Source organism: Rhizobium sp. AN73 (assembly GCF_030757975.1).
Taxonomy (GTDB): domain Bacteria; phylum Pseudomonadota; class Alphaproteobacteria; order Rhizobiales; family Rhizobiaceae; genus Agrobacterium; species Agrobacterium arsenijevicii.
Genome location: NZ_JARWME010000002.1, coordinates 2,476,852 through 2,495,725 on the forward strand (window position 1 = coordinate 2,476,852; position 18,874 = coordinate 2,495,725).

At 59.3% G+C, this 18,874-nt stretch carries 18 protein-coding genes and 1 other RNA gene; 13 read left to right on the plus strand and 6 right to left on the minus strand.

What is annotated here, in order from left to right; genetic code table 11:
- The first annotated feature begins 270 nt into the window (after positions 1-270).
- The 3 genes from RBH10_RS22145 (at position 271) to RBH10_RS22155 (ending at position 4,214) form a co-directional block, all read left to right on the plus strand.
- Positions 271-729 carry a YbaK/EbsC family protein gene (locus tag RBH10_RS22145; RefSeq protein WP_045015439.1) on the plus strand — a complete coding sequence of 153 codons (459 nt, stop codon included), beginning with the start codon at positions 271-273 and terminating at the stop codon, positions 727-729.
- Between the two features lie 148 nt (positions 730-877).
- A complete protein-coding gene (locus tag RBH10_RS22150; RefSeq protein ID WP_281037880.1) occupies positions 878-3,184 on the plus strand; it encodes a transglycosylase domain-containing protein in 2,307 nt (768 codons plus the stop codon).
- Positions 3,185-3,485: 301 nt separating this feature from the next.
- A complete protein-coding gene (locus RBH10_RS22155) occupies positions 3,486-4,214 on the plus strand; it encodes a sugar transferase (protein WP_281037879.1) in 729 nt (242 codons plus the stop codon).
- A 72-nt stretch (positions 4,215-4,286) separates the two neighbouring features.
- Here the strand turns inward: RBH10_RS22155 and RBH10_RS22160 are convergent, their stop codons facing one another.
- A complete protein-coding gene (locus RBH10_RS22160; protein ID WP_281037878.1) occupies positions 4,287-4,862 on the minus strand; it encodes a cytochrome c family protein in 576 nt (191 codons plus the stop codon).
- A gap of 150 nt (positions 4,863-5,012) precedes the next feature.
- Between RBH10_RS22160 and RBH10_RS22165 the strand changes: the two genes are divergently transcribed.
- A complete protein-coding gene (locus RBH10_RS22165) occupies positions 5,013-5,768 on the plus strand; it encodes a 3-deoxy-manno-octulosonate cytidylyltransferase (protein WP_281037877.1) in 756 nt (251 codons plus the stop codon).
- An 11-nt stretch (positions 5,769-5,779) separates the two neighbouring features.
- A complete protein-coding gene (locus tag RBH10_RS22170; protein ID WP_281037876.1) occupies positions 5,780-6,655 on the plus strand; it encodes a prephenate dehydratase in 876 nt (291 codons plus the stop codon).
- A 158-nt stretch (positions 6,656-6,813) separates the two neighbouring features.
- Here the strand turns inward: RBH10_RS22170 and nudC are convergent, their stop codons facing one another.
- Complete coding sequence (gene nudC, locus RBH10_RS22175) at positions 6,814-7,776, minus strand: NAD(+) diphosphatase (protein WP_082065543.1); 963 nt, start codon at positions 7,774-7,776, stop codon at positions 6,814-6,816.
- On the minus strand, positions 7,776-8,204 hold the full coding sequence (locus tag RBH10_RS22180; protein ID WP_372339795.1) for an HIT domain-containing protein: 429 nt from the start codon (positions 8,202-8,204) through the stop codon (positions 7,776-7,778). The genes nudC and RBH10_RS22180 overlap by 1 nt, the downstream gene beginning before the upstream one ends.
- Before the next feature lie 65 nt (positions 8,205-8,269).
- Between RBH10_RS22180 and ffs the strand changes: the two genes are divergently transcribed.
- The 3 genes from ffs (at position 8,270) to RBH10_RS22195 (ending at position 10,757) form a co-directional block, all read left to right on the plus strand.
- Positions 8,270-8,366, plus strand: an RNA gene (gene ffs / locus RBH10_RS22185) — signal recognition particle sRNA small type.
- A 162-nt stretch (positions 8,367-8,528) separates the two neighbouring features.
- Positions 8,529-10,406 (plus strand): DNA polymerase III subunit gamma/tau, encoded by a 1,878-nt coding sequence (locus RBH10_RS22190; protein ID WP_281037874.1) that lies wholly within the window; start codon positions 8,529-8,531, stop codon positions 10,404-10,406.
- A gap of 27 nt (positions 10,407-10,433) precedes the next feature.
- The gene (locus tag RBH10_RS22195) at positions 10,434-10,757 is read left to right on the plus strand and encodes a YbaB/EbfC family nucleoid-associated protein (RefSeq protein WP_045015446.1); all 324 of its coding nucleotides are present in this window, start codon (positions 10,434-10,436) and stop codon (positions 10,755-10,757) included.
- A gap of 13 nt (positions 10,758-10,770) precedes the next feature.
- Here the strand turns inward: RBH10_RS22195 and RBH10_RS22200 are convergent, their stop codons facing one another.
- Positions 10,771-11,406, minus strand: a complete 636-nt coding sequence (locus RBH10_RS22200) for an MOSC domain-containing protein (RefSeq protein ID WP_281037873.1) — start codon at positions 11,404-11,406, stop codon at positions 10,771-10,773.
- A gap of 37 nt (positions 11,407-11,443) precedes the next feature.
- Here RBH10_RS22200 and recR point away from each other — a divergent pair, with 37 nt between their 5' ends.
- Both recR and RBH10_RS22210 read left to right on the plus strand, forming a co-directional pair.
- The gene (gene recR, locus RBH10_RS22205) at positions 11,444-12,049 is read left to right on the plus strand and encodes a recombination mediator RecR (RefSeq protein WP_281037872.1); all 606 of its coding nucleotides are present in this window, start codon (positions 11,444-11,446) and stop codon (positions 12,047-12,049) included.
- A gap of 40 nt (positions 12,050-12,089) precedes the next feature.
- Entirely contained in the window at positions 12,090-13,355 is a 1,266-nt protein-coding gene (locus RBH10_RS22210) for a lytic murein transglycosylase (RefSeq protein ID WP_281037871.1), read from the plus strand.
- 14 nt (positions 13,356-13,369) lie between these two features.
- On the opposite strand, the gene RBH10_RS22215 is transcribed toward RBH10_RS22210, so the two are convergent.
- Both RBH10_RS22215 and RBH10_RS22220 read right to left on the minus strand, forming a co-directional pair.
- Positions 13,370-13,831: a GNAT family N-acetyltransferase gene (locus tag RBH10_RS22215; RefSeq protein WP_281037870.1), complete on the minus strand. Its 462-nt coding sequence runs from the start codon at positions 13,829-13,831 to the stop codon at positions 13,370-13,372.
- An 86-nt stretch (positions 13,832-13,917) separates the two neighbouring features.
- Positions 13,918-15,546: an MFS transporter gene (locus tag RBH10_RS22220; protein WP_281037869.1), complete on the minus strand. Its 1,629-nt coding sequence runs from the start codon at positions 15,544-15,546 to the stop codon at positions 13,918-13,920.
- Positions 15,547-15,833: 287 nt separating this feature from the next.
- On the opposite strand from RBH10_RS22220, the gene rimP reads away from it, so the two are divergent.
- The 3 genes from rimP to RBH10_RS22235 all read left to right on the plus strand — a co-directional run bounded on the left by rimP (position 15,834) and on the right by RBH10_RS22235 (position 18,809).
- Positions 15,834-16,430, plus strand: a complete 597-nt coding sequence (gene rimP / locus RBH10_RS22225; RefSeq protein WP_045015451.1) for a ribosome maturation factor RimP — start codon at positions 15,834-15,836, stop codon at positions 16,428-16,430.
- A 64-nt stretch (positions 16,431-16,494) separates the two neighbouring features.
- A complete protein-coding gene (gene nusA / locus RBH10_RS22230) occupies positions 16,495-18,111 on the plus strand; it encodes a transcription termination factor NusA (protein WP_281037868.1) in 1,617 nt (538 codons plus the stop codon).
- Entirely contained in the window at positions 18,108-18,809 is a 702-nt protein-coding gene (locus RBH10_RS22235) for an RNA-binding protein (RefSeq protein WP_281037867.1), read from the plus strand. The genes nusA and RBH10_RS22235 overlap by 4 nt, the downstream gene beginning before the upstream one ends.
- Positions 18,810-18,874: the final 65 nt, after the last annotated feature.

An 18,874-nucleotide genomic window follows, 5' to 3' on the forward strand; every position in this document is an offset into this window, starting at 1 on the left:
TAAAAGTCGCGGGAAACAAGGCCTTAAATAGCAAAAACCCGGCGCGGGAGGAGGTGCGCCGGGTTCTTGAAACTGACTGACAATTGGGAGGAGGAGTATTGTCAGTCCAATCGGGCGACGCTGGGAGGAGGAGTGCGTCGCTTCGATGGTTTGAACATACAGGATATCAGCTCAAAAAACAGACGCTTCATCGCAGCGCAGCATTGCGCAAAATGCATAGCTATTTCTCGACACCTTGCGGCCTCTCCGCATACCGCCTAATAAATACGCATGTCGATCGAATCTGTCAGAGCCTTTTTTACCGAGAATTCGCCCGAAGTGACCGTTATCGAAACGGAAACGAGTTCGGCGACGGTCGCGCTGGCTGCCGAAGCGCACGGCGTCGACCCCGACCAGATCGCCAAAACGATTTGCCTGAAGGCGGGCGAAACCATCCTCCTCGTTGTCGCCGCCGGTACGAAACGGCTCGACAACCGTAAATTCCGCGATCACTTCGGGGCTAAGCCGCGCATGCTGGGGCCGGAAGAGGTTGTTGCGGTGACCAGCCACCCCGTCGGCGGCGTGTGCCCTTTCGGGTTGCCCTCACCGCTTCCGGTGTTTTGCGACATTTCCCTGAAAAACTATCCCGAGGTGGTTCCGGCCGCGGGCGCGACAAATGCGGCTGTGAGGATTTCGCCTGATATGATGGCGCAGCTGACGGGCGCGGAATGGGTCGACGTCTGCCAATGACGCCGATTTGATCCGGCGAGGATTTAACCCCGCCTTAAATTGCCGCATTTAAACTCTTCATCCTGGATTAAGGATCGCGCAGGCATAGAAGCCTGAAGCCCACACGGGTGCGCATGGTTTCGCGAATATAAGGAGCGACTTCGGCTGGATGGCAGGCAAGGGTAAATCACGCGATCGGGTAGAACCTTCCTTCGGGGATTTCCACGAGTCCGGCGATGATCTGCGCCTTGATGCCAACGAGCGTATTGGCGGAACGACAAAACAGCCCGCCAGAAAACCGAAGTCCACATCCGGCCGCGCCAAACCGCAAAAAAAGGAAAAGCGCACCCGCAGTTCCGGCGGTGGCGCGACGGGCTTTATCCGGTCTCTTCTTTACTGGTGTATCGTGCTCGGCATCTGGGGCGGTATCGGCGTTGCCGGCCTTGTCCTTTATTACGGCGCGCGCATGCCGAGCGCCAGCAGCTGGACCATTCCCGAACGCCCGCCGAATGTGAAGATCGTTTCGGTGAACGGCAGCGTGCTTGCCAATCGCGGCACCACGGGCGGCGAGGCTCTCGCGCTTGAAGATATGTCGCCTTACCTTCCGCAAGCGGTGATGGCGATCGAGGACCGGCGGTTTTATTCGCATTTCGGGGTAGACCCCCTCGGCCTGGCGCGTGCCATCGTGACCAATGTGATGACGGGCCGAACCGTGCAGGGCGGCTCGACGCTGACGCAGCAGCTGGCAAAAAACCTGTTCCTCTCGCAGGACCGGACGCTGGAGCGCAAGGTGCAGGAAGTGCTCCTGTCCTTCTGGCTGGAGCATAAATATACCAAGGACCAGATCCTCGCGATGTATCTCAATCGCGTTTATTTCGGGTCCAACGCCTTCGGCGTCGAAGCCGCATCCCGGCGCTACTTCAACAAATCCGCGCGTGACGTCAATCTTGGCGAAGCGGCGACGCTTGCCGGACTTCTCAAGGCCCCCTCGCGCCTCTCACCGGCGCGCGACCCGCAGGCGGCGGAAGAGCGGGCGCAGGTGGTGCTGAAATCCATGCGCGATGTCGGTTTCATCACCGATGACGAGATCAAGACCGCGATGTCGCAGCCACCGACCAAGGCGAAACGTTTCTGGTCGGGCGCCGAACATTACGCCGCCGATATGGTGATGGAGGAAGTCCGTGGCCTGATTGGCGACGTCAAGCAGGACATCGTCGTCGACGCGACCATCGACCCCAGTCTTGAACGCGATGCCGAAAAAGCACTGACCCATGTTCTGCAGGGCGATGGCAAAAAGCAGGGCGCCTCGCAGGCAGCCCTCGTTTCCATCGATGGCACGGGCGCGATCCGGGCTGTGGTCGGCGGGGCGGATTATGCCGAAAGCCAGTTCAACCGCGCCGTCAAGGCGAAACGGCAACCCGGCTCGGCATTCAAACCCTTCGTTTACGTCGCCGCGCTCGAATCGGGTCTTACCCCCAACACCATTCGTAATGACGGGCCGGTCCGCATCGGAGACTGGACGCCGGAAAATTACGAGAAGAAATATCGCGGCGAAGTGACGCTTGCCACCGCGCTCGCCAATTCGCTCAATACGATCGCCGCGCAGCTGGTGATGGAAGTCGGTCCTGAGCGGGTGACGCAGGTGGCGCATCGCATGGGCATCGAATCGGAGCTGCAGAACAACGCCTCGATCGCGCTCGGCACCTCGGAAGTGTCGCTGATGGAGCTGACCGCTTCCTACGCCCCCTTCATGAATGGCGGCTACAAGGCAACGCCGCATATCGTCAAACGCATTTCCGATGCCGACGGCAAGGTGCTTTACGAAAACAAATACGATAACCCGCCGCGTGTGCTGAGCGAGGAGATCGCCGCGACGATGAACGGCATGCTGTCGCGCGTCATCACCGAAGGAACGGGCAAGGCCGCGCGCCTGCAAGGCTGGCAGGCAGCCGGAAAATCCGGCACGACGCAGTCTTTCCGCGACGCGCTTTTCGTCGGCTACACAAGCAACCTGACCACGGGCGTCTGGTTCGGCAATGACGACGGCACGTCGATGAAAAAGGTCACCGGCGGCGGGCTGCCGGCGAAGGCCTGGAAAGACTTCATGACCGCCGCCCATTCCGGGCTCTCGCCCTCGCCGCTCTTTGGTCTTGGCGCAGGCGGCGTACCGCCGCTCAGCGATGTGCAGCAGCAGCCGGCGCCCGAGAACGCACCCTCCTCCATCGGCGACATCATTTCAAATGCGCTTGGCGGCGGCGGAACGACAAATACCCGCGCTTATCCCGAGGCACCCGCTTCCCCGAACCCCGGTCAGCCGGGTGTGCTCATGCCACCGGGGAATATTCCTTCCCGCAATGTCGATCCCGGCTATTCGTCTGCCAACGGACCTGTACCGCCAGCCGATATCGGTGGTCGCACACCAGCAACATCCGGGCCGAAGCAGACAACGCTGCTTGATATTCTGATGGGAAATTGACACCCTTTTGAGTAACCGGCCGGCCGACTGTCGGCGGGCAGCAAGGCGACGGCGCCTTTGTCGTCTTCCCCCCAAATCCCCCATTTCCCAGAGACTTGGTTACACCGCATTGGCAGCCATCGCAGCCACGAGCGGCGACGGCGCTCGCGTTTGCAACATATACGTGCACCCACGTTAACCGTAGATTGCTATTTGCGCAAAGTTGCTTACATTTCGCATGACTTTTTACGGTGAATGAATTATTAATCGATCATATAAATTAATTTTCTTGTTTCAAAATAACTTTTCAGGGCTCCATATTATGCTGGGTACTAAAAGCTCATCGCATGCCGTTTTTTACGGCGCCCCTTATCCCGCGGCTGTCAGTTTTGACGCGCCGGAAACGCAACCTTCCGTTTCGGAAAAAAACACGTCGGCGTTCCTGCGCAGCCAGTTTGCGCTCAAAAGAACGATCGACATTGCAGGGGCGTCCATCGCCCTTGTCGCACTCGCCCCCGTCTTGCTGACCGTTGCAGCGCTGGTCAAATTCGACAGCAAGGGGCCGGTCCTGTTCTCGCAGGTCCGCTGGGGCATGAATGGACGAAAAATCCGCGTCTATAAGTTCCGCTCGATGCGGACCGAACTGGGCGATGCCACCGGCGTCGCGCAAACGGTGAAAAACGATCCGAGGATAACCCGGATCGGCGCCGTTCTTCGCCGTACAAATATCGACGAGTTGCCACAGCTCATCAACGTCTTGAAAGGCGACATGTCGCTGGTTGGGCCGCGCTGCCATGCCGTGGGCATGCTGGCAGCCGGCCGTCTTTATGAGGAACTTGTTCCCCATTACCACCTGCGGCACCGGGTACGACCGGGCATTACCGGCCTTGCCCAGATGCGGGGTTTGCGCGGCCCGACGGACCGCAGCGACAAAGCGCGCGCCCGTATCGTTTCCGATCTTTATTACGTCGACAATTTTTCGGTCTGGCTGGATATCAAGATCATGATCGGAACGGTCATCTCCGAATTGCGTGGCGGCAAGGGCTTCTGATCTTTCCAGACATGCAGAATCAAAAAAGCCCGGCAGCGATGCCGGGCTTTTCTTATGAAACTACCATGTTCGTCAGTTCGTCGGTGCGGGAGCCGCAGCCGGATCCGGCAGCGGTGCCGGGTTTGCCGACAGCGTGCGCAGATAAGCGATGAGATCGGCGCGTTCCGTCTCCTTCTTCACACCCGCAAAGCCCATGGCCGTGCCGGGAACGTGTTTCTTGGGAGCTTCGAGGAAGTAGCTGAGATGATCGTAATCCCAATGCACGGAGCCGCCCTTGGAGAAATCCTTCATCCCTGCGGAGTAGCTGAAACCTTCGTGGCTGGCGATCGGCCGGTTGACTACATCGAAGAGATTGGGGCCGACCTTGTTTGCACCACCACTCTCTCCGGTATGACAGCTCGTACACTTCTTGAAGACCGTCTCGCCCTTGGCGGCATCGGCGCTCGCAAGCAATTGCGCGATCGGCGTCGCCGCGGCAGCGGCTTCTCCGCCACTTGCTTCGCCGCCGCTCTCTGCCGCAGCAATGGCGTAACCTTCCTTTTCGGGCGCAGGCGCATGGAAAATGCCCTCAGACGCAATCGACACCGACATCAGGACGAAAACCGTGCCCAGCAACGCCCCAACGCCCATATTTACATAAGAATTCATCTATATGCGCTCCCTCGCATCCGCTCCATATAACCGGGCATCTTGAAATTGTTCGAAAGCTATGGCTTTTGCACAGCCTGCGCAACTTGAATAATGTTCCCCACTCCGTGACGTTTTGACACTTTTCGGACGGGATTTGAAGGGTGTCGGATGAAGAATCGGGATTTCGAGAAAGCTGTCGTCCTTATACCGGCGCGGATGGCATCCACACGGCTTCCGGGCAAGCCTCTCGCAGATATTTGCGGCAAACCGATGATCGTGCAGGTTGCGCTGAGAGCACGCGAGGCCGGTGCCGAGCGTATCGTTGTTGCGGTTGATGACGAACAGGTCTTTTCGGCCGTGAAAAATGCCGGTTTCGACGTGATGATGACGCGGGACGACCACCAGTCCGGTTCGGACCGCATTTTCGAGGCCCTGCAGAAAGCCGATCCCTATGGCAACGCCGAATATGTCATCAATGTTCAGGGCGATCTTCCGACCATCGAAGCAGAAACGATCCGCGCCTCGTTGCGTCCTCTGGAAAATGCCGCCGTCGACATCGCCACGCTGACGGTCGAGATCACCGACGAGGAAGAAAAAACCAATCCGAACGTGGTGAAAGTGGTTGGCAGCCCGCTTTCGGAAACACGATTGCGCGCGCTTTATTTTACCCGCGCAACCGCGCCCTACGGCGACGGACCGCTCTATCATCACATCGGGCTTTACACCTATCGCCGGGCAGCGCTTGAAACATTCGTCGGCCTTCAGCCTTCGCCGCTGGAGAAGCGCGAACGGCTGGAACAATTGCGCGCGCTGGAAGCCGGCATGCGCATCGACGCCGAAATCGTCCGCTCCGTGCCGCTCGGTGTCGATACGCCGCACGATCTCGAAAAAGCCCGCAATATCCTCGCAAGCAGAACCCTCTGATGGACAATTCCATGACCTTGAATACAAATCGCATTGCCTTTCAGGGCGAATTTGGCGCGAATTCCGACATGGCATGCCGCGACATGTTCCCGGATATGGAACCTTTGCCGTGCCCGACATTCGAGGATGCTTTCAACGCCGTCGAAAATGGCGAAGCCGATCTCGGCATGATCCCGATCGAGAACACGCTGGCCGGTCGCGTGGCCGATATCCACCATCTGCTGCCTGAATCGCGTCTTCACATCATCGGCGAATATTTCATGCCGATCCGCTTTCAGCTGATGGTGATGCCGGGCGTGAAGAAAGACGAGATCCGCACGGTCCACAGCCATATCCACGCGCTTGGCCAGTGCCGGAAGATCATCCGCTCTAACGGCTGGAAGCCCATCGTGGCCGGCGATACGGCTGGTGCTGCGAAGCTGGTTTCCGAAAAGGGCGACCGCAGCATGGCGGCTCTTGCGCCGCGTCTTGCCGCAAGCCTCTACGGCCTCGATATTCTGGCTGAAAATGTCGAGGATTCGGAAAACAACGTCACCCGTTTCGTGATCCTGTCGCGCGATGAGAACTGGGCCAAGCGCTCGTCCCGCGACGAATCGCCTGACGAAATCATCGTCACGACTTTCGTGTTCAACGTCCGCAACATTCCGGCTGCGCTTTACAAGGCCATGGGAGGCTTTGCGACGAATGGCATCAACATGACGAAGCTGGAAAGCTATCAGCTCGGCGGAAAATTCGTGGCGACGCAGTTCTATGCCGATATCGAAGGCCATCCGGATGACGAGCCGGTTCGGCACGCGCTGGACGAGCTGCGCTTCTTTTCCGAAAAGGTCCATATTCTCGGCGTCTACAAGGGCCATGCGATGCGCGGCAAACTCAACCAGAGCTGAGCCTGAAGCGGCGGGACCGCCGCTCCAGTTTTTTGTTTAAGCATCGGATCGTCCGAAAACCGCGCTACACTTTTCGGTCCGATGCCCTATATCTCTGTTTGTGCGCATTTTCCGGACGTAAAACCGCTACGCACTTTTACTGGAAATGCTCCAGGGCATCATTTCGTCCATTCCACCCAGTCGCGCATCAGCCGATGCGCGATGGCGCCGCCCGGAGGGGCGGAAAAGCCCTCACCCGCCGCCGTCTCCAGCATCGTCGCCACTTCTGCCCGCGTGAACCAGCGGCAATCCTCCAGCTCGATCTCGTCGCGGGAAATATCGAAGGATTGCGCCTCGGCGTAGCAGCCGATCATCAGCGTGTGCGGCATCGGCCAGGGCTGAGAGGCGTGATAGCGCACGCGACCAACTTCGACGCCGGATTCCTCGTGCGTCTCGCGACGGACCGCCTGCTCGATCGTTTCACCCGGCTCAACAAAACCGGCAAGGCAGGAATACATGCCCGGTGCAAAATGTGCACCACGGCCAAGCAGGCAAAGATCGCGCTCGATATCGATCGTCATCATGATGACGACGGGATCGGTACGGGGAAAAATGGTGTGATTGCAGGCGGCGCAGATGCGCTTGTAGCCGCCGATGCGCAATTCCATTGTGCCGCCGCACCGTCCACAGAAACGATTATCGGCGTTCCAGTGCGTGAGACTGACAGCCTGGGCAACCTCGCTCAGCAATTCCTCATCGAGAAGATGGTCGCGATAAAGAGTGCGGGCGTCGGCCAGCTTGTAGTGGCTCGCCAGCGTGTCTTCCGTGACGGCCACCGGCACCGCAATTCTTGGTTCGCCGGTTTCGCGGTATCCAAGCAGAACGGCATTGTCGAAATCCGGCTGCAATTCGGCCAGTTCATAGGCGGAAAACAGCGGATCGATAACCTGTTCGTCGTGTTTCAGGACAAGCCTGTTGCCGGAGAAGGCAAAAATATGAGTGCCGTCGACTTTCAGCGCATCGGCAACGCAATCTTCCGTCCGCTTTTCGGCGAAACGGTCGAGGGCATTTTTGGAAAAGGCTGTCAGCAGGCTTGCTTCGGGATGGGGAGCGGTGGTTTCAAAAATAGTCATTGATATCATCAGAGCGCGCCGGAGATTTTTTTCATCAGGGTTTCCTTTTCGCCCGCACCATAGGGCACCGGCGTTCCGTGACCCCAGATAGGACCGGGCCAGCAGGTGTCGCCTTCGTTGCGGGCGATAATATGGACGTGAAGTTGCCGGACGATATTGCCGAGCGCGCCAACGTTGATCTTGGTGGCCCCGGTAACTTCTTTCAGCGCGGAGGCGACGAGATTGGTCTCGAACGTCAACACGGCCTGATCGAGCGGGGTAAGATCAAACAATTCACTGGCGCCGCCTCTCTGTGGCACCAGCACCAGCCAGGGCCAGCGGCTGTCGTTCTGCAAACGCAGCTCACATAGTCCCAAACGCATTACAAGCGCGCTGTCGCGCGCCAGCCTGTCGTCCAGCCGGAATGTCTCCAAGGCGTCCTCCATGTTTGTTTTCATCGTGATAGCAGTTTTTTGAAGGCTTGGCTTGCATTTGCTGTCGATATTGCCGATATGTGGCCCCGGGAGGTTGGTGGTGGACGAGCCACTCGCCAACCGGGTCAGGTCCGGAAGGAAGCAGCCCTAACGAGCCAGGCACGGGTCGCCGTGCCAGCCTCCCACCCTTTTTAAATTCCGCTCAGCTTTCGCCGGGCCGGTTCAGCCTGAAAGCGGCCCCTGCGTATCGGCATGATGTGCAGATTTTAGAGGAATAGAGCCTGCCTGATGCGTCCAATGGGACGCACGGTGCTCTAGGACAAACTGGCAAAATAAACTGGCGAGGCGATGAGCGACACCTTACCCACCACATCAAGCGATTCCCAGGGCGGGACCGGCTACCGGGTACTGGCACGCAAATATCGTCCGAAGGATTTTTCCGATCTGATGGTCGGCCAGGAGCCGATGGTCCGCACGCTGACCAACGCGTTCGAGACCGGCCGCATCGCGCAAGCCTATATGCTGACCGGCGTTCGTGGCGTGGGCAAAACGACCACGGCGCGCATTCTCGCGCGTGCGCTAAATTACAAGACCGACACCATCGACAAACCGACCATCGACCTGCGTATCCCCGGCGAACATTGCCAGGCGATCATGGAAGGCCGTCATGTCGACGTGATCGAGATGGACGCCGCCTCCCATACCGGTATCGACGACATTCGCGAGATCATCGAGCAGGTGCGTTACCGCCCGGTTTCGGCGCGCTATAAAGTCTATATCATCGACGAAGTGCACATGCTTTCGACGCAGGCCTTCAACGGTCTTCTGAAGACGTTGGAAGAGCCGCCGGAGCATGTGAAATTCATCTTCGCGACCACTGAAATCCGCAAGGTTCCGATTACCGTACTGTCGCGTTGCCAGCGCTTCGACCTGCGCCGCATCAGCGCCGCCGACCTCGTTGGCCTGTTCACCGCCATTGCCGGCAAGGAAGGTTTCGAGGCCGAACCTCAGGCGCTTTCGATGATCGCCCGCGCCGCTGAGGGTTCCGCCCGTGACGGCCTCTCCCTGCTCGATCAGGCTATCGCCCACGGCGGCGGCCGCGTGGAAGCAGAAGCCGTGCGCGGCATGCTGGGCCTTGCCGACCGGGCACGCATCGTCGATCTTTTCCAGCACGTCATCAAAGGCGATGTCGCTTCAGCGCTTTCGGAATTCAACGGGCAATATGAAGCGGGTGCGAACCCCGTCGTGGTGCTCAACGACCTTGCCGATTTCACTCACCTTGTCACCCGCATGAAATATGTGCCTGACGCGGCGGAAGACCCCTCGCTTTCCGAGATCGAGCGCGTGCGCGGTGCGGAATTCGCCGAGACGATTGCGGTTACGGCGTTGTCGCGCATCTGGCAGATGTTGCTCAAGGGCATTCCGGAAACGGAAAATGCCTCACGCCCGGCGGGTGCGGCCGAAATGGTGCTGATCCGCCTTTCGCATGCCGCCAATCTTCCGGCACCGGAAGACGCGGCGCGGCGCCTGCTTGAACTTTCCACCAGCGATGGCGGCTATTCGAATGGTGCGCCTTCGGGTGGCGGCAATGGCGGCGGCGCGCGGGCCTATTCGTCCGCGCAGACCGTTGCCGCGGCAAGACCCGTCGATGTTCCCGCACAACGGCAGGCAACGCCGCAACCGACCACGATGCTGCGCGCCGTTCCCGACAGCCGCCCGCAGGAGATGCAGGTCGCCGCACCGAAAACCGAGGAGCGGCCCGAGCCTAAAGTTCCAATCAACTCCCTGCAGGATATCGTCGATCTTTGCGCGAAACAGCGCGACCCTATTCTCAAGGCGCGGATACGCGGTTTCGTGCGGCTGGTGCGGCTGGAACCGGGTAGGCTGGATATTCGGATGACGGAAGGCGCTCCCGGCACCCTGCCGGGCGAGATTGGCGTCAAGCTGAAGGAATGGACGGGCATTCACTGGATCGTCAGCCTCAGCCGGGAGGAGGGCCAGCCTACTCTTGCCGAGGCGGAAACCAACGCCCGTAACGCCCGTCTGGTCGATGCGAGGCAGGACCCGGATGTGGCGGCCATTCTTCAACAGTTTCCAGGTGCGAAAATCACCGACGTGCGCATTCGCGTTGTTGAGCAGGACGAGGCGGACGAGATCGCTCCATCCCCTTCGGTTGCCGAATCGAGCGAAGGCGACATCCTTCCCGGCGACGACATCGAATTTTAATACATAACAAAAACAGGAGTTTGGCACATGCGCGACATCATGGGCATGATGGGCAAGGTCAAGGAAATGCAGGCCAAGATGGAAAAGATGCAGGCGGATATCGCCGCGCTTGAAGTCGAAGGCAAGTCCGGCGGCGGTCTCGTCACCATAAAGCTGAACGGCAAGGGCAGCATGCTGGGCCTGAAGATCGATCCGTCGCTGTTCAAGGAAGACGACGTCGAAATTCTCGAAGACCTGATCGTCGCCGCCCACAATGATGCCAAGGAACGCGCCGAGGCCATAACCGCCGAAAAGACCAAGGAAATCACCGCCGGCCTGCCGATCCCACCCGGCATGAAGCTGCCCTTCTGATATTCTCTCGAATTCAGACTTCCAGCATGGCGCGGAACCGGCTCGCAAGCGGTGTTCCGAGATAGGTAGCGCGTTCTTCCTCGGTTAGCTGCATGGGGCGGAATCGCTGCAAGATAACCGGTATCGGCAGTTTCGTTCCCTGATAGGGTTCGAACACAACATCCTCACCAGCAGCAAGCATTCCACCTTTCAGGACCCGGCAATAAAACCCCGGCTGTCCCGCCTGCCGAAAACGCGGCGCGAAGCCGGGATCGCCGAGCCGGGCTGAGAGGGTCGCGCAGGGAATGCGGGCTGCGGTCACTTCCAGCACGACTTCGGCGGCGGAGAACCTGTCGCCCACATGCAGTTTTGCGCTGTCGACGCCTTCCAGAACCAGATTTTCCCCGAAAAATCCGGGCTCAACCACAATACCCAGGGTCCGGGACCAGAATTCGAGGTCGACGGAACCCATGGCGTAGATCGCCTGATCCGGCCCACCGTGATGTTTGCGATTGCACACGGCATCGCTGACGATGCCTTGCGCATCCACCATCACCGCGCCTTGCACGGCATGTTTGAAAATACCTGTCTTTGCCGTCTTCCCCGGCAGGGTCTTCGCCTCGCCCCGGCACACTGCCCGTATTTTCATGGACTGCCCTTCACGCTTCATGATTCCCGTTTCCCGATTTATGCAGTAGAAAGCGCTCATGGCAAAACGAGTCACCGGTCCCGAAATCGAAAAACTGATCCAGCTGCTTGCAAAAGTGCCGGGGCTTGGGCCTCGCTCTGCACGGCGGGCAGCGCTGCATCTCATCAAGAAGAAGGAACAGCTTCTTGGGCCACTCGGCCATGCCATGGGTGAAGCCTATGACAAGGTGAAGATTTGCTCGTGCTGCGGCAATGTCGATACCATCGACCCCTGTACGGTCTGCGCCGATGACAGGCGTGACCAGTCGATCATCATCGTGGTGGAAGACGTTTCTGATCTGTGGGCGCTGGAGCGGGCAACCACCATGAACACCGCCTATCATGTGCTGGGCGGCACATTGTCACCGCTGGACGGCGTCGGGCCGGAAGATCTGAACATCAAGGGATTGATCGACCGCGTCAGCGCCGGCGGCATCCGCGAACTTATCATCGCCGTCAATGCGACGGTGGAGGGGCAGGCAACCGCCCATTACATCACCGACCGGCTGGCCGATCTCGGCATCAAGATCACCCGGCTCGCGCATGGCGTGCCGGTGGGCGGCGAGCTGGATTATCTCGACGAGGGCACATTGACGGCGGCGCTCCGCGCACGCACGTCAATCTGACGCCTCCCCTCCCCTGTCCGTCACTCGAATAGGAGACCGAATGCAAAACCGATTTGCCCCAATGGCACTGGCCGCCTTTCTTTCCGTTTTTTCAGCAACGGCGGCCTTGGCGCAATCCGCACCGACGGGGGCGGTCGCCGCCCGCTACGACGCCGATTTCAATACATGGCTGAAAAAGGAAATCTGGCCGGAAGCGCGCAAGACGGGCATTTCGCAAAAAACGCTTGAGACAGCGCTCAGTGGTCTTTCAATCAACTGGAGCCTGCCTGACCTCGTCATTCCCGGCCAAAAGCCGCCAAAAGAACAGAGCCAGAGCCAGGCGGAATTCTCCTCGCCGGGTGCTTATTTCTCCGAAAAGCGGTTGCAGGGGCTTGCCGCCACCGGCCGGTCTCTGGCGGCAACGCACGCCGCTACCCTTCGCCGTATCGAAGCCAAATATGGCGTGCCCGGCAGTGTCATCCTGGCGATTTGGGGTCGCGAATCCGGTTTCGGCCGAGCAAAACTGCCACATTCGGTGGTCGATGTGCTGGCCACCAAAGCCTATATGTCGACCCGCAAGGAGATGTTCCGCACTGAGCTGATCGATGCGCTGAAGATCGTCGAAAGCGGCGATATCTCAGCGTCGCGCATGATGGGGTCCTGGGCCGGCGCACTTGGCCAGCCGCAATTCATGCCGTCGAGCTATCTGAAATATGCCGTGGATTTCGATGGCGATGGCCATCGGGATATCTGGAACTCCGTGCCGGACGCGCTCGCATCCATAGCGAACTATCTTTCCCAGCGCGGCTGGCAGAGAAACCGTGACTGGGGCTTCGAGGTGTCTATACCGGCCAACGTCTCCTGCGCACAGGAAGGCCCAGACCTTGCCCGGCCAGTGGCCGACTGGGCGAAAATGGGCATCACCCGCATTTCCGGAAAGGCCTTTCCGACCAATGACCTGACCGCCGACGGCATGATGCTGGTTCCGGCCGGGCGGCACGGGCCGGAATTCGTGGTGACGCCTAATTTCTACGTCATCAAGGAATACAATAACTCCGATCTCTACGCGCTGTTCATCGGCAATCTCGCCGATCGCATCGCCAGCGGCGCGGGACCGTTCAAGGCGGAATGGGGCAATGTCGGATCGATGTTGCGCTCCGACGTTCTCGCCATGCAGAAGGCGCTGGTTGCCAAGGGCTATGATGTCGGCAAGGCAGACGGGCTGGCCGGCTTCAAGACGCGCCGCTCGCTTGGCGACTGGCAGGCGAAAAACGGGCTTTCCCCAACCTGCTTTCCCGACGCGACGCTGAAGAGCCGCCTGCGCTGACTTCCCTGCCCCAGTCAGGCGGTTTGCCTGCGCCATTCGTAGAGCGCGTCCGGCAACTTTTCCTCGCAGGCGGACCCATCCGTTTCCTGCACCTTGCGGAACCCGTGACGCTCGTAAAAGCTAGTGGCGCGTGTATTTTGCTGGAACACCCACAATTGAAGGAGTTGTTGCTCTTGCTTCGCCCTGTCCAGCAGGGTCGCGCCCAGACTTTTGCCTACGCGGGCGGGCAGACAATAAAGATGATCCAGCCATTCTTTCCGAAAAGCGCAAAAGCCGACGAGAACGCCGTCTTCCTCCGCAACCCAGACCTCATTTTCCCTGAAGACGATATTACTGAAATAGTCCTTGTCTTCCTCGAAACTGTGCAAGTCTGGTAAATAGGGAAGAAAATGCCTGCGTGACGTACGGAAAATTGCGGCAACATCGTCGGCATCCGTAGATGTCGCACGCCTTGAAGTAACCTTCTGGTCTTCCATATCGTCCCCCTATCGTTCGAGGCAATATACACATCCTACAACGGCGGGATGACAGGAATAGCCAGTAGGCTGATATCGAACTCCTCTTAGTGCTGGTCAGTATGGGGCTTGTGGAAGATATCGTCGGTCGGCGGAATGGTCTGCCGCTCGATCATCCGGTGCACGCGGGGCCGCGTCTTGCCGCGATGAAGCGCCAGCAGCCGGTCCCAGGCTTCCGCATCCGCCTGGGTGCGGCGGTGGTTGTGGCGGACATATTCCACCCATGTCAGCACATGGTAGCTTTCCGTCCAGATATCCGGATTTTCCAGATCGCGCATCAGGTTCCAGTTGCGCGCACCGTCACGCAGGCGGATGCGGCGACGTTCGGCCATCAACGGCAGGAATTCACCAAGATCCTCGTCATGGATTTCATAATCGATGAGAATGGCGATCGGCCCGCTGCGCGGCTTGATATCGAGTCTCAGCGGCGGCTCCACAAAACGGTTGAGCGGATCGAGATTGAGCGAGGCGAAGGCCGGCATGGTGAGCTTGAGGCCGACGACAACGCCGAGCAGCATCAGCACACAAGAACAGAGAAGCGAATAGGAAATGCCGTAATCTTCCGCCAACTCGCCCCACAACCAGCTGCCAACGGCGATGCCGCCGAAGGTCAATGTCTGGTAAAGCGACAGCGCCCGGCCCACCACCCAGCGCGGGGCGGAAAGCTGGACAATGGTGTTGAACAGGGAAAGCGCCAGAACCCAGCAGGCGCCGGCAATGGTCAGGACAAGCGAGGTGAGGATCGCGTTCGTGCTGATCGCCGTCACGCCGGAGCTGAAGGCAAAGCCTAAAAAGGCGACGCGCACGATCCATTCGCTGGACAAGACCTCGCGCAGTCTCGCACTGACGAGTGCACCGCCGATGGCGCCGACACCGAAGGCACCCAGCATCACACCGTAGGTCAACGGGCCGCCCTCGACCAGATCACGCGCCACGATCGGCATCAGCGCAAGAATGGCGCTGGCGGAAAGGCCGAAGAGGAAGCCGCGCACCAGGACCTTGCCGATATTGGGCGACATGGCCACATAACGCATCCCGGCCGATATGGCGGCGAGAAGCTGCTCACGCGGTAATGTCGAGGCATATTTGGGTGGTTGCCAGCGCACCAGGGCGTAGATCAGGGCGAAATAGCTGAGCGCGTTGACAAAAAACGCAGCCGCGGCACCGGCAGCGGCAACGATGATGCCGCCGATGGCGGGGCCGACGCTGCGGGTGATGTTGAAACCGACACTGTTCAGCGTCACGGCGGCGGGCAAATCCTCGCGCGGCACCATTTCACCGACGGACGCTTGCCAGGACGGATTGTTGAGCGCGGTGCCGCAGCCGATCATGAAGGTGAAGAAGAGCAGCAGCCAGGGCGTAAGCCAGCCCGACCAGGCAAAAACCGTCAGCAGCACGGAGGCCGTCAACATCAGCAGCTGGGCGGAAATCATGATGCGGCGACGGTCGAAACTATCGGCCAGCGCGCCTGAAATCAGCGAAAACATCATGATCGGCAGCGAGGTGGAGGCCTGCACCAGCGCGATCATGTTTTCGGAACTCGACAGCGAGGTCATCATCCATGCGGCACCAACCGCCTGGATCAGCCCGCCGAAATTCGAGGCAAGGCTCGCGATCCAGATTCGTCTGTAAGTCAAATGCCTTAAAGGCGCGAGTGGCGATTTACGGTCAGGCACGATCAGTCCACTTGATGCAGCTGCGATTTGTCAAACGGCAACTATAGACAGTGCCGGAAATCATGCCACCCTTTCCGACATGGTAAGGGTGAAAATGTGGCCGAGGCCGTGACTGAAGCGCCCCGCCCGCGAAAACCTTGCAATCCTGCCCTGATGGGTCTATATGACCTCTGAAATTCTTGATCGCTTGATGAAGAGTGGGGCCGCAAGGCTCCGCTCTTTTTCGTTAGGCGAACCGGAAACCACGGGCTGAGTGCCCGGTAGAAATCTAAAGACCGGAAGGCCAGATGGCAGACACCGTACATGAACCGCGACTGATAACCGAAACGGGCGTCGACCAGCGTATCGCCGAAATCATCGAGCCTGTCTTGGCGGGTCTCGGATATCTTCTGGTGCGCGTGCGGCTCTCCAACCAGAACGGCATGACCCTGCAGGTCATGGCGGAGCGGGAAGACGGCACCATGACCGTCCAGGACTGTGAAGTCATCTCCATGGCGATTTCACCGGTTCTTGATGTGGAAGATCCGGTCGATAAGGCGTATCATCTCGAAGTTTCCTCGCCCGGCATCGACCGGCCGATGGTTCGCAAATCCGATTTCACCCGCTGGCAGGGTCATCTGGTGAAGGTCGAAACCTCCATTCTGGTCGAAAACCGCAAGCGGTTTCGCGGCAAGATCGTTGAGGTCGATGCGGACGGCTTCAAGCTCGAACGCGATCAGATCGCCTATGGCGAGGAACCGACAGTTACCATTCCGTTCAGCGCGCTTTCCGATGCGAAGCTCATTCTGACGGATGACCTTATTCGTGATGCGCTGCGGGCAGACAAGGCGGCAAAGGCCGCCGCCGCAAACCAGAACGACGAAAACGAAGCAGACGAAGACTAATTCCAACGTAAAAGCCCGGAAAACGGGCGATCCCCGCAATTATGCGACTTACGGAGACAAAAAAATGGCAGTGAGTGCTAACCGGCTTGAGCTTCTGCAGATCGCCGATGCTGTGGCGCGCGAAAAGGTCATCGACCGCGAAATCGTGCTTGCCGCAATGGCCGACGCTATCCAGAAAGCCGCCCGCTCGCGCTATGGTTCGGAAACCAACATTCGCGCCGACATCAACTCCAAGACCGGCGAAATTCGCCTGCAGCGTCTTCTGGAAGTAGTCGAGACGGCCGAGGACTATTCGACCCAGATCCCGCTCGAACTTGCCCGCGACCGTAACCCGGACGCCAAGCTTGGCGATTTCATCGCCGATCCGTTGCCGCCGATGGATTTCGGTCGTATTGCCGCGCAGTCCGCCAAGCAGGTGATCGTTCAGAAGGTGCGTGAAGCAGAGCGCGACCGCCAGTATGACGAATTCAAGGATCGCATCGGCGAAATCGTCAACGGCACCGTCAAGCGCGTCGAATATGGCAACGTCATTGTCGATCTCGGCCGTGGCGAAGGCATCATCCGTCGCGACGAGATGATTCCGCGTGAAAACATGCGCTACGGCGACCGCGTGCGCGCTTACGTCTACGACGTTCGCCGCGAACAGCGTGGCCCGCAGATTTTCCTGTCGCGTACCCATCCGCAGTTCATGGTGAAGCTCTTCACCATGGAAGTTCCTGAAATCTACGACGGCATCATCCAGATCAAGTCGGTTGCCCGTGATCCCGGTTCGCGCGCCAAGATCGCTGTTATCTCGAACGACAGCTCGATCGATCCGGTCGGCGCCTGCGTCGGTATGCGCGGTTCGCGCGTTCAGGCCGTCGTCGGCGAATTACAGGGCGAAAAGATCGACATCATTCCGTGGAGCCAGGAGCCGGCATCCTTCATCGTCAACGCCCTGCAGCCCGCTGAAGTGGCCAAGGTCGTTCTGGATGAAGAATCCGAGCGCATCGAAGTGGTGGTTCCCGACGAGCAGCTTTCGCTCGCCATCGGTCGTCGTGGTCAGAACGTACGTCTGGCATCGCAGCTGACCGGCTGGGATATCGACATCATGACCGAGCAGGAAGAATCCGAGCGTCGCCAGAAGGAATTCAACGAGCGCACGGCACTCTTCATGGACGCCCTCGACGTTGACGAGATGGTCGGTCAGGTTCTGGCCTCCGAAGGCTTCGCGCAGGTTGAAGAACTCGCTTATGTCGACCTCGGCGAAATTTCCTCGATCGACGGCTTCGACGACGACACCGCCGATGAAATCCAGACCCGCGCCCGCGAATATCTGGAACGCCTGGAAGCCGAAATGGACGCCAAGCGCAAGGAACTCGGCGTCACCGACGAGTTGCGCCAGATCGAAGGCCTGACCTCGCAGATGATGGTCGCCCTTGGTGAAGACGGCATCAAGACCATCGAGGACTTTGCCGGTTGCGCCGCGGACGATCTGGTCGGCTGGAGCGAACGCAAGGACGGCGAGACGAAGAAGTTCGAAGGCATCTTCTCCAAGCTCGACGTATCGCGCGTCGAGGCTGAGAACATGGTTGTGCAGGCCCGCCTTCTGGCAGGCTGGATCACCGCCGAGGATCTGGCTTCCGAAGAGGAAGTCGAAGCGGAAGCTACCGAGGAGGCGGATACCGCCGAACAGGAATGACATCGCAGGCGCATGAGCCGGACGAGCTGCCCGAAACCGATGAGGACGGGCGGCAAGAAGGCAACGTCAATGGACGTATGTGCATTGTGACACGGGAAAGCGGATCGCCGGACGATCTGATCCGCTTTGTCGCAGGACCGGACGGCAGTGTCGTTCCGGATCTGAAACGCCAATTGCCAGGGCGCGGCTGCTGGGTGAAACCCGAGCGCGCCCTGATCGAGAAAGCCATCGCGAAGAAGATCTTCGCACGGGCACTCAAACGCGACGTCAAGGCCGGACCCGAGCTTCTCGCTCTTCTCGACCGGCTGATGTCGCAGCAGCTTACCGGAATGATGAACATGGCGCGCAAGGCGGGCCAGTTCATCAGCGGCGCGACGAAGGTCGATGCCGCCGTCCGTTCGGGGAATGCGATTGCCGTGTTCCACGCAACCGATGCCGCAGCCGACGGCGTGCGAAAACTGGACCAGGCCCGCAAGGCCTGGGCGCTCGGCAGCGATGCCGGTAATGAAATTCCGTCCTTCCGGCTTTTTAGTGAAGCCGAAATGGACGAGTTGATGGGCCAGAATGCTTTTATCCATGCTTGCGCGCTTGCGGGGCAGGCGGGTGAGGGTGTAGTGAAGCGCGCAACGATGCTTAAGCAGTACCGCCTTGGCGGTCAGCCTGAGGCGGAACGCGACGCTGCCCGGACAGTACAATGACGCGGTTGCCAAACATGAACGGCCGCCGCGTTCCGATGCAGCAATTGAACGACGAGACCTGATGG